General features: G+C 68.5%; 9 protein-coding genes. 7 read left to right on the top strand and 2 right to left on the bottom strand.

What is annotated here, in order from left to right; genetic code table 11:
- From K2Z83_RS09260 to K2Z83_RS09235, 6 genes are all read left to right on the top strand, one after another.
- On the top strand, positions 1-837 hold an 837-nt coding region (locus tag K2Z83_RS09260), incomplete at its 5' end, for a 3-phosphoshikimate 1-carboxyvinyltransferase (RefSeq protein ID WP_220594894.1).
- A gap of 21 nt (positions 838-858) precedes the next feature.
- The gene (locus tag K2Z83_RS09255) at positions 859-1,521 is read left to right on the top strand and encodes a hypothetical protein (protein WP_255603635.1); all 663 of its coding nucleotides are present in this window, start codon (positions 859-861) and stop codon (positions 1,519-1,521) included.
- Between the two features lie 73 nt (positions 1,522-1,594).
- A complete protein-coding gene (gene galE / locus K2Z83_RS09250; protein WP_220594995.1) occupies positions 1,595-2,578 on the top strand; it encodes a UDP-glucose 4-epimerase GalE in 984 nt (327 codons plus the stop codon).
- Between the two features lie 31 nt (positions 2,579-2,609).
- Positions 2,610-2,747: a hypothetical protein gene (locus K2Z83_RS09245; protein WP_220594893.1), complete on the top strand. Its 138-nt coding sequence runs from the start codon at positions 2,610-2,612 to the stop codon at positions 2,745-2,747.
- The gene (gene pruA, locus K2Z83_RS09240; RefSeq protein WP_220594892.1) at positions 2,747-4,312 is read left to right on the top strand and encodes an L-glutamate gamma-semialdehyde dehydrogenase; all 1,566 of its coding nucleotides are present in this window, start codon (positions 2,747-2,749) and stop codon (positions 4,310-4,312) included. Before K2Z83_RS09245 ends, pruA begins: the two co-directional genes overlap by 1 nt.
- 198 nt (positions 4,313-4,510) lie before the next feature.
- Complete coding sequence (locus tag K2Z83_RS09235; RefSeq protein ID WP_220594891.1) at positions 4,511-5,260, top strand: SIMPL domain-containing protein; 750 nt, start codon at positions 4,511-4,513, stop codon at positions 5,258-5,260.
- A gap of 108 nt (positions 5,261-5,368) precedes the next feature.
- On the opposite strand, the gene K2Z83_RS09230 is transcribed toward K2Z83_RS09235, so the two are convergent.
- The gene (locus tag K2Z83_RS09230) at positions 5,369-7,414 is read right to left on the bottom strand and encodes a prolyl oligopeptidase family protein (protein ID WP_220594890.1); all 2,046 of its coding nucleotides are present in this window, start codon (positions 7,412-7,414) and stop codon (positions 5,369-5,371) included.
- A 75-nt stretch (positions 7,415-7,489) separates the two neighbouring features.
- Between K2Z83_RS09230 and K2Z83_RS09225 the strand changes: the two genes are divergently transcribed.
- Positions 7,490-8,728, top strand: a complete 1,239-nt coding sequence (locus tag K2Z83_RS09225; RefSeq protein ID WP_220594889.1) for a diaminopimelate decarboxylase — start codon at positions 7,490-7,492, stop codon at positions 8,726-8,728.
- A 136-nt stretch (positions 8,729-8,864) separates the two neighbouring features.
- On the opposite strand, the gene glgX is transcribed toward K2Z83_RS09225, so the two are convergent.
- Positions 8,865-11,048 (bottom strand): glycogen debranching protein GlgX, encoded by a 2,184-nt coding sequence (gene glgX / locus K2Z83_RS09220; RefSeq protein WP_220594888.1) that lies wholly within the window; start codon positions 11,046-11,048, stop codon positions 8,865-8,867.
- Between the last annotated feature and the right edge of the window lie 293 nt (positions 11,049-11,341).

Below are 11,341 nucleotides of genomic sequence, written 5' to 3'. Positions count from 1 at the left end.
GCTGAGCTGCGCGGCGGCAGCTACAGCCTGCCCGTCGCCTCCGCCCAGGTCAAGTCGGCCCTGCTCCTGTCCGCCCTCGGCGGCAGCGGCCCGCTCACCCTCGGCGGGCGGATCGACTCGCGCGACCACACCGAGCGCATGCTGATCGCGATGGGCATTGACCTCCAGGTCGCCGCAGACCAGATCACGCTGCACCCCCCGGCCCACCCCGTCCTGCCCTACGCGCTCTCGCTGCGCGTCCCCGGCGACCCGTCCAGCGCGGCGTTCTGGTGGGTCGCCGCCGCCATTCACCCCGACGCTGAGCTGACCACGCCCGGGATCTGCCTCAACCCCACCCGCACCGGCGCCCTCGATGTCCTGCGCGCGATGGGCGCCAGCATCGAGATCACGAACCGGCGCACCGAGGGCAGCGAGCCGGTCGGCGATGTCACCGTGCGCTCCTCGCAGCTGCGCGGCACCGTCATCGGCGGCGACCTCATCCCGCGCCTGATCGATGAGATCCCGATCCTCGCCGTGGCCGCCGCCTGCGCCGAGGGCGAGACCCTGGTGCAGGACGCCCAGGAGCTGCGGGCCAAGGAGACGGACCGCATCGCCACGGTGGCCGATGGCCTCGCCGCCCTCGGCGTCGAGATCGAGCCGACGAACGATGGCCTGGGCCTCGTCGGCCTCGGCGGCCCGGCCCTGCGCGGCGCCGCCCTCCAGAGCCACCACGACCACCGCCTGGCCATGGCCTGGGCGATTGCCTCGCTCGTCGCCTCTGGCGAGACGACGATCGCCGACCCCGAGGCGGCCTCCGTGTCCTACCCCGGATTCTGGGAAACCTTAGCAAAATTGTGAATGTTGAATGTTGAATGTTGAATGCCGCGCCGTGCGGCATTCAACATTCAACATTCAACATTCAACATTCACATGAGCGACACTTTCAGCTTCAAGATAGAGGTCTTCACCGACGCCCTGCAGATCCTCGGCAGCTACGACCTGCCGCTCTACCGGCGGGTGAGCGATGCGATCAACAGCCGGCTGCACCGCTTCGTCACCCTGCGCGACGCTAGCGTCGCCCCGATCTGGAAGCCCCAGCAGAGCCAGCGGGTGCCGCAGCTGATGGTGGACCTCACCAGCGCCCTGCTCGTGGCCGTGATCGAGGAGCCGCCCTCGCCGCCCGGCTTCGTCGCCCCCGCGCCCCTGCGCGACACCCAGCCGATGATGTTCTTCACCTCGGCCTTCGCCATGCGCGCCGACTTTTATAAGCGCACCGATATGGAGCTGGTGGCGATGCTGGGCGAGATGACCGATGACTTCATCCCGCTCAGCAATGTCTCGGTCTTCCCGCTCCACGGTGGCGCGGCCCTCTCGCGGGGCTTCGTCTGCCTGAACCGCACCAGCATCCAGGCCCTCTTCGCCGTCGGCGCGCCGATCACGAACGCGCCTGTCCCCGCCCCTGTGGCGGATGTCGATCTGGATCCGGATCTGGCCGAGGAGACCCCCGCAGATGACGGCGAGGCGCCGCCGCCAGATGCGTAGCTTCGATTGCAGATTGTAGATTGCAGATTGTCAGCGACAATCTGCAATCTACAATTGTGTGAAAGGACTCACCGTGAAGATCCTCGTCACCGGGGGCGCCGGCTATATCGGCAGCGCCACCTCCGCCGAGCTGATCGCCGCCGGCCACCAGGTTGTCGTCTTCGATAACCTCTACCAGGGCCACCGCCAGGCCGTGCCCGCCGAGGCCGCCTTTGTCCAGGGCGACCTGTCCAGCCGCGCGGATGTGGCCCGCCTCTTCGCCGAGCACCCCGGCATCGACGGGATCATGCACTTCGCCTCCTACACCCTGGTCGGCGAGAGCATGCAGCAGCCCCTGCTCTACCTGCGCGATAACCTGGTGAACGCGGCCAACCTGCTGGAGGCCGCCGTCGCGGCTGGCGTGCGCCGCTTCATCCTCTCCTCGACGGCCAATCTCTTCGATGACCCGGCCAAGATGCCGATCGACGAGCACGAGCGGATCGTCCCCGGCTCGCCCTACGGCGAGTCGAAGTTCTTTATCGAGCGCACCCTGCACTGGTTCGAGCGGATCTACGGCCTGCGCTACGCCTGCATGCGCTACTTCAACGCCAGCGGCGACGCCCCCGAGCGCGGCGAGGACCACGACCCCGAGACGCATCTGATCCCGCTGATCCTCCAGGTGGCCCTCGGCCAGCGCGAGCAGATCACGATCTTCGGCGACGACTACCCCACCCCCGACGGCACCTGCGTGCGCGACTACGTCCACGTCGCCGACCTGGCCCAGGCCCACATCCTGGCCATGGAGTCGCTGGACCGGCTCGGCTCGCGCAAGTACAACCTGGGCAACGGCAGCGGCTTCAGCGTCATGGAGGTGCTGGATGCGGCCCGCCGCGTCACGGGCCACCCCATCCCGCACGTGGTCGGCCCGCGCCGCCCCGGCGACCCGGCCACCCTGGTGGCCTCGTCCGAGTCGATCCGCCGGGAGCTGGGCTGGCGCCCGCGCTACCCCGACATCGAGACGATCATGCGCAGCGCCTGGGAGTGGCACCGCGCACACCCCCACGGCTACGGGGAGTAGTGATTGCAGATTGTGGATTGCAGGTTGCAGATTGACCGGACTTAGCTACAGTGGTGATTGCAGATTGCAGATTGCAGATTGCAGATTGACCGGACTTAGCTACAATGGCTTCAATCCACAATCTGCAATCTGCAATCTGCAATCTGCAATGAACGAAGGGAGACGATGATGTTGCCCCCATACCGTAGCGAGCCGTTCGGCGACTTCTCCAGCTCTGACCGACGCGCCGCCATGCAGCGCGCCCTGCGCCACGTGTCCGGCCAGTTTGGCGCGAGCTACCCGCTGGTCATCGGCGGCGAGCATATTATGCGCGAGGAGAAGCTGGCCTCAATCAACCCGTGTGAGCCCAAGAAGGTTGTCGGCTATGTCTCCAAGGCCGACCAGGAGCTGGCCGGCCAGGCCGTGCTGGCCGCCGAGGCCGCCTTCCAGACCTGGAAGAAGGTGCCGGTAGAGGCCCGCGCCCAGGTGATCCTGCGCGCCGCCGCGATCATGCGCCGCAACAAGGAGGAGCTGGCGGCCTGGATGATCTACGAGGTGGGCAAGAGCTGGGTCGAGGCCGACGCCGATGTGGCCGAGGCGATCGACTTCTGCGAGTACTACGCCCGCCAGGCCATCGAGCTCCAGGGCCAGGATCAGCCGCTCGCCCACAACCCCGGCGAGTACCTCCAGCTGCGCGCCATCCCGCTCGGCCCCGGCGTGGCCATCCCGCCCTGGAACTTCCCGCTGGCCATCGCCACCACCCTCACCGTGGCCCCGATCGTGGCCGGCAACACGGTGGTGCTCAAGCCCTCGCCCCGCGCCCCGGTGATGTCCGTGCGCCTGGTGGAGATCCTGGAGGCCGCCGGCCTGCCGCCCGGCGTGGTCAACCTCGTTATGGGCGACGACGATGTGCTGGGCGACTACCTGGTCGACCACCCCAAGGTGCGCTTCATCGGCTTCACCGGATCGAAGGGCGTCGGCCTGCGCGTGCTCGGCCGGGCCGCCGTGCGCCACCCGGGCCAGAACTGGCTCAAGCGCAGCATCCTGGAGATGGGTGGCAAGGACGCGACCGTGGTGGACGAGACGGCTGACCTCGACGCGGCCGCCGACGGGATCGTCGCCGGGGCCTTCGGCTTCCAGGGCCAGAAGTGCAGCGCCTGCTCGCGGGCGATCATCGTGGAGTCGGTCTACGACGCGGTGCTCAAGCGGGTGGTCGAGAAGGCGGCCCAGCTGCGCCTGGGCAACCCGGCCCAGCCCGAGGCGAACGTGGGCGCGGTGATCGATAAGCGGGCCTTCGACAGCATCAGCTCCTACATCGCGATCGGCCAGGAGGAGGGCCGGCTGGTGGTGGGCGGCGAGGTGGTCGACCACGAGCTGATCAAGGACGGCGGCTACTTCATCAACCCCACCGTGTTCGCCGACGTCAGCCCGAAGGCGCGCATCGCCCAGGAGGAGATCTTCGGCCCGGTGCTGGCGGTGATCAAGGCCAAGGACTTCGACGAGGCCCTGGCGATCGCCAACGACACCGAGTACGGCCTGACCGGCGCGCTCTTCTCGCGCGATGTGGAGCGCCTGGAGCGCGCCCGCGAGGAGTTCCACGTCGGCAACCTCTACCTGAACCGCAAGTGTACCGGCGCGATCGTCGGCGTCCACCCCTTCGGCGGCTTCAACATGTCGGGCACCGACAGCAAGGCCGGCGGCCCCGACTACCTGCGGCTCTACACCCAGCTCAAGTCCGTCGCCGAGAAGTTATAAGTTGTATCGGACTGCCGATGTGGGCCAGCTTTGCTGGCCCACATCGGCAGTCCGATACAGAGATCTGGGGCCGCAGGCTCCTACACGCTCATGACGAAGCGGCCGGGGAACTTATTCCCCGGCCGCTTCGTCATGAGCGCGTAACACAAACGATACGCGGGCCGCAGGCCCGCTCTAGCAGGAGAGTGAGTACCGACCATGGAGAACCGTAACCCAACCCTTATCGGCGTCCTCGCCGGCGCCCTGATGATCGCCGTGCTGGCCATCGGCGCGATCGGCACCGCCCTGATCAGCCGCCCCAGCTCCGCCCAGGCCCAGGCCGTCGGCGTCAGCGGCATGCGCCAGATCACCGTCGTCGGCAGCGGCGAGGTGAAGGTCACGCCCGACACCGCCAGCGTCCAGATCGGCGTCGAGACCACCGCCCCCACCACCCAGGAGGCCCTCTCGCAGAACAGCGCCCAGGCCAGCGCGATCATCGAGCAGATCAAGGCCCTCGGCGTCGCCGAGAAGGATATCCAGACCAGCGGCTTCAACATCTACCCGACCTATAACGACACCGGCCGCGAGGTGACGGGCTACACCGTGAGCAACCAGGTGAGCGTGACCATCCGCGACCTGGCCCAGGCCGGCGGCTTGCTCGACCAGGTGGTCCAGGCGGGCGCGAACCGCATCTACGGCGTGAGCTTCAGCGTGGCCGACCCGTCCGCCGCCCTGGCCCAGGCCCGCGACAAGGCCGTGGCCGACGCCAAGGCCCGCGCCGAGCAGCTTGCCGGGCAGGCCGGCGCCACCGTTGGCCAGGTGCTGGTGATCAGCGAGAACGTCGGCTCCGGCCCGGTGGTGCCCATGCCGATGATGGACCGCGCAATGGGCGCCTCCGCCGAGGCACCCATCCAGGCCGGCGAGCAGAGCTACAGCGCCCAGGTGCAGATCACCTTCGAGCTGCGCTAGAACACTGAGCAAAACAGTTGAGCCACTGAGGCACTGAATAAGGGGGGCGTGCGGCTCAGCTGCACGCCCCCTTGTTATGCCGAGCACAGGGTTGCGCTTCCTGTTCGGTCAGCGCAGCTGACCGAACAGGAAGGCGTACACGTCGGCGGCCTCGTCGAGCACCTTGGCCGTGGGCTTGCCCGCGCCGTGGCCGGCGTCCACCTCGACTCGCAGGTAGACCTCGTTCTGGCCCGTGGCGTCGGCGTGCTGGAGGGTGGCGGCGAACTTGTAGGCGTGGGCCGGCACCACCCGGTCGTCGGTGTCGGCGGTGGTGATCAGGACGGGCGGGTAGCGCACCCCTTCTTTGATGTTGTGCAGCGGCGAGTAGGCGTACATGAAGGGGAACTGCTCCGGGTCCTCGGCGCTGCCGTACTCGCCGACCCAGTAGCGGCCGACGGTGAAGCGGTGGTAGCGCAGCATGTCGATCACCGGCACCTGGCAGACCACCGCGCCGAACAGCTCGGGGCGCTGGAGCATGCATGCGGCGGTGAGCAGGCCGCCGTTGCTGCCGCCGTTGATCGCCAGCTTGCCCGGCCGGGTGTAGCCCGCGCCGATCAGCCACTCGGCCGCCGCGCAGAAGTCGTCGAAGACGTTCTGCTTCTTCTCCAGCATGCCCGCCCGGTGCCACTCCTCGCCGTACTCGCTGCCGCCGCGCATGTTCGCCACCGCGAAGACCCCGCCGCGCTCCAGCCAGAGCAGCCGGCTCACCCAGAACTGCGGGGTCAGGCTGATGTTGAAGCCGCCGTAGCCGTAGAGCAGTGTCGGGTTCTCGCCGTCCAGCTCCAGTCCCTGCTTGTGCACCAGGAACATCGGCACCAGCGTGCCGTCCTTGCTGGGGGCGAAGACCTGGCGCACCTCGTAGCCCTCCACCGGGAAGCGCAGCTCGGGCGCGCGCAGGGTCTCCAGAATCTGCGCCTCCAGGTCGTAGCGGTAGATCGTCGTCGGGCTGAGGAAGGAGGTCAGCCCGAAGGTGAGATCGCGGTCGGCGGGCCGCCCGCTCCAGCCGGAGATCGAGCCGATCAGCGGCAGGGGCAGCTCGCCGAGCCGGGCGCCCTCCAGGTCGAAGAGGCTCACCTCGTGCTTCACATCGCGCTGGTAGGCCACGGCCAGCCGGCCGCCCACCAGCGTGACGAAGTCGATCACCGCCTCCTCCTCGGGCACGATCTCCTGCCAGTGGTCGCGCCCCGGGCGGGCCAGGTCGATCGCCACGATCCGGCCCTTCGGCGCCGCCAGGTCGGTGTGGAGGTAGAGCGTGTCGCCGACGCTCTCGATCAGGTTGTAGGCCGCGTCGTTGTCGTCGAGCAGCCGCACGAAGTCGCCGTCGCTGCCCAGGGGCCGGTAGTAGAGCCGGTTGGTCGGGTCGGTGCCGTGCCAGACGTGCAGGAAGAGGTGCTTGCCGTCGTCGCTGATAGACGGGCTGAACCCCAGCCCCTTGGCGTCAGGCCGCTCGTAGACGAGCAGGTCGTCATCCTGTGGCGTGCCGAGCTTGTGCCAGTAGACCCGGCTGTAGTTGCTCTCGTCCTCGGGGGGCACCGTGCCCGGCGCGGGGAAGCGGCTGTAGTAGAAGCCCGAGCCGTCGGGGTGCCAGGCGGCCACGGTGAACTTACACCAGCGGATCTCGTCGGGGTAGTCATCCAGGGTCGTCACGTCGCGCACCCGGAGCACCTGCCAGTCCGAGCCGCTCTGCGAGACGCCGTAGGCCAGCAGGCCGCCGTCGCGGCTGACCGACTCGCTGCTCAGGGCGGCGGTGCCGTCGGCGCTGAGGGTGTTCGGGTCGAGCAGGACGCGCGGCGCGGCGTCGGGCGCGTCCCGCACATAGAGCACGGCCTGGTTCTGGAGTCCGTCGTTGCGCGAGAAGAAGCTGCGCCCGCCCCGGCGGTAGGGCACGCTCTCCTTGGGGTAGTCCCAGATCTCGGCCAGGCGGGCGCGGATCTCCCGCCAGCCGGGGTGGGCATCGAGCATGGCGCGGGTGCGGGCGTTCTGGGCGTCCACCCAGGCCCGCGTCTCGTCTGCGGCCGGGTCCTCCAGCCAGCGGTAGGGGTCTGCCACCGGGGTGCCGTGGACGTCGTCCACGATATCGGCGCGGCGGGCGGGCGGGTATGTCGTTGTGCTCATCGGTGCTCCTCATGGGGGTAGCTCTGATCGTCGTCATTATAATAGAGCTACGACAACGAACTCGAAAGGATTCCTATGCCCGAGAAGCGACTCCCGATCAGCGCCGGGCGGCTGCGCGAGATCGTGGCCCAGCACCCGACTCCGCTCTACCTGTACGACGAGGCCGGCATGCGCCAGTCGGCCCGCGATCTGGCGGCGGCCTTCGCCTGGGCGCCGCGCTTCCGCAACTACTTTGCGGTGAAGGCCACGCCCAACCCGCACATCCTCAGGCTCCTGGCCGAGGAGGGCTGCGGGGCCGACTGTAGCTCGCTGCCCGAGCTGCTGCTGGCCGAGCGGGCCGGCCTCTCCGGCGAGGCGATCATGTTTAGCTCGAACGACACCCCGGCCGAGGAGTTTGTCGCCGCCCGCCGGCTGGGCGCCGTGATCAACCTGGATGACGTGGGCCACCTGGGGTACCTGGAGCTACACGCCGGCCTGCCCGACCTGATCTCGTTCCGCTATAACCCCGGCCCGCTGCGCGAGGGCAACGCGATCATCGGCCGCCCCGAGGAGGCCAAGTTCGGCTGCACCCGCGAGCAGCTCCTGGCCGGCTACGCCGCCGCGCGGCAGCGCGGCATCCGGCGCTTCGGCCTGCACACCATGCTGGCCTCGAACGAGCTCGACCCCGGCTACTTCGTGGCCACGGCCCAGATGCTCTTCGGCCTGGCCGCCGAGATCAGCCGCGAGCTCGACATCACCTTCGAGCTGATCAACCTGGGCGGCGGGGTCGGCATCCCCTACCGGCCCGACGAGCGCCCGGTGGACCTGGCGGCGGTCGGGGCGGGGGTGCGGGCGGCCTACGAGGGCACTTTCGGCGGGGCGGGGCTGCCGCCGCCGGCCCTGGCCCTGGAGTGCGGGCGGGTGATCACCGGCCCCCACGGCTACCTGATCACCACGGTGCGCCACCTGAAGACGACCTACCGCAGCTACGCGGGCACCGACGCCAGCATGGCCAACCTGATGCGGCCGGGGATGTACGGGGCCTACCACCACATCACGGTCGTGGGTAAGGAGGAAGCGCCGGCCGATGCCGCCTACGACGTGACCGGCTCGCTCTGCGAGAACAACGACAAGTTCGCCATCGGCCGCACGCTGCCCGAGCTGGCCGCCGGCGACCTGCTGGTCATCCACGATGCGGGCGCCCACGGCCACGCCATGGGCTTCAACTACAACGGCAAGCTGCGCTCGGCCGAGCTGCTGCTTGAGCGGGGCGGCGGGGCGCGGCTGATCCGCCGCGCAGAGACCGTGGATGACTACTTCGCGACGCTGGTGTAGGGGCGTAGCAGCAGAAATCGGCCTCTAGGCCGCCGCGCACCATGTAGTAGATCGGGTAGGGGCGCGGAGTCGGGGCGTAGCAGCAGAAATCGGCTCCGGCGCGGCCGCGCCGGAGCCGATTTCTGCTGCTACGCCCTTACGGTTTGGCCGGAGATATACTGGCGGGCGGCGTCGCCGCGAGAGCCGGCGCGCGCCGGCCGGACTTCTCGCGCAGCAGCACCAGGGAGCGTGGCTGGAGCTCGTAGATCTCGCTGGAGGGCGCGCGCGCGCCGTTGCCCTCGGGGTCGGCCGTGTCGATCAGCACCTCCCAGACCGGGTCGTCGGGCCAGTCGGGCAGGATGAAGGGCACGGGGTCGTGGCCAGCGTTGAACAGGGCCAGCAGGACATCGTCGCGCACCGGGTGGCCCTGCTCGTCGGACTCGCGCATCACCTTGCCGTTGAGCAGCAGCCCGATGCAGCGCAGGTCGGGGCTATTCCAGAGGCTCGGGTCGACCTCCTGGCCGTCGGGGCTGAGCCACTCCACATCATACTCGGCGCCGCCGGGGCTGAGCCGGCCGGTGAAGAAGTTGCGCCGGCGCAAGATGGGGTGGGCCTTGCGCAGGGCGATCAGCGTGCGGGTGAAGTGCAGCAGGCCGTGGGCCTCGTCGTCGTGCGACCAGTCCAGCCAGGAGATCGGGTTGTCCTGGCAGTAGGCGTTATTGTTGCCGCCCTGCGTGCGCCCGCGCTCATCGCCGGCCAGCAGCATCGGGGTGCCCTGCGAGAGCAGCAGCGTGGCCAGCAGGTTGCGCATCTGGCGCAGGCGCAGCTGACGGATCTCGGGGTCGTCGGTCGGCCCCTCGACGCCGAAGTTCCACGAGTTGTTGTGGTTGTCGCCGTCGCGGTTATCCTCGCCGTTCGCCTCGTTATGCTTCTCGTTGTAGCTCACCAGGTCGCGCATGGTGAAGCCGTCGTGGGCGGTGATAAAGTTGACGCTGTGGCTCGGGCGGCGCCCGTTATGTTTAAACAGGTCGGACGAGCCCATAAAGCGCGAGGCGAACTCGGCGGCCTGGCCCTGGTCGCCCTTCCAGAACGAGCGGATGTTGTCGCGGTACTTGCCGTTCCACTCGGCCCAGGGCGCGGGGAATTGACCGACCCAGTAGCCGTCGGGGCCGACGTCCCAGGGCTCGGCGATCAGCTTGACCTGGGAGAGCACCGGGTCCTGCTTGATGATGTCGAAGAAGGCGCTGGGCCGGTCGGCCTCGTGCTCGCCGCGCACCAGGGTGCGGGTCAGGTCGAAGCGGAAGCCGTCCACGTGCATCTCGGTCACCCAGTAGCGCAGCGAGTCGACCACCAGCTGGAGGGCGCGTGCGTTGACCGTGTTCAGGCTGTTGCCGGTGCCGGTGTAGTCCATGTAGTAGCGCTTATTCTCGGGCACCAGGCGGTAGTAGGAGGCGTTGTCCACCCCGCGGAAGCTGAGGGTCGGGCCGAGCTGGTTGCCCTCGCCGGTGTGGTTGTAGACCACATCCAGGATGACCTCGATCCCGGCGGCGTGCAGGTCCTTGACCATCTGCTTGAACTCGGCCACCTGCTCGCCGAGGGTGCCGGCGCTGGCGTAGCGGGCGTCGGGGCTGAAGAAGTTGATCGTCTGGTAGCCCCAGTAGTTCGCCAGGCCCTTCTCGGTCAGGTACTGGTCGTTGACGAACTGCTGGATGGGCAGCAGCTCCACGGCGGTGATGCCGAGCCGCTTGAGGTAGGCGATGGACGGCTCGCTGGCCAGGCCGGCGTAGGATCCGCGTATGGGCAGGGGCACCTCGGGGTGCTGCTGGGTGAAGCCCTTGACATGCAGCTCATAGATCACGCTCTCGCGCAGCGGGGTGTTTGGCGGCGCGTCGTCGCCCCAGTCGAAGCGCGGGTCGACCACCACCGAGCGGGGAATGTAGGGCGCGCTGTCGCGCTTGCCGATCGTCAGGTCGGAGTAGGGGCTATCGACGCGGTAGCCGTACATCGCCTTGTCCCACTGGATCGTCCCGCTGAGCGCGCGGGCGTAGGGGTCGATCAGTAGGTTGTGCGGGTTGAAGCGGTGCCCCTGCTGCGGGTTGTACGGCCCATAGACCCGGTAGCCGTAGAGCTGGCCGGGGCCGAGGCTGGGCACGTAGCCGTGCCAGACATCCTCGCTGCGCTCGGGCAGGGTGAGGCGAACCGACTCACGGGTGGCGTCGGCGCTATCGAAGAGGCAGAGCTCGACGCTGGTGGCGTGGGCGGAGAAGATCGCGAAGTTGACGCCCTTGCCGTCCCAGCTCGCGCCGAGCGGGTAGGGCTTTCCGGGCCAGATTGCGGGCATGCAGGATCGCTCCAGTATCTACTATGCGATAGCCGATAGCCGGTAGGTCATCGTGCCTTATGGCGGCGGGGCTCGCGTGGAGGTCACGGGAATCCGTGCGTGTCCTGATCATCCAGGGGCGGGGCTGCGATGCGGGGGGGCTCTGCGGAGAGCGAACGGGCGTGCGACGCCCAGAACTCATGATATCATAGGATGTCAAGGCGAGTTGCAGTTTTTGGCGACACATGCATCGTCTTCACCTGATCCACCTCGGCTCGATTCCGTCTACCGGCTGGTCGAACAGGCCGAGCTGG

Source organism: Oscillochloris sp. ZM17-4 (genome assembly GCF_019599295.1).
Lineage (GTDB): Bacteria > Chloroflexota > Chloroflexia > Chloroflexales > Chloroflexaceae > Oscillochloris.
This window is presented reverse-complemented; position numbering and strand designations above follow the sequence as displayed.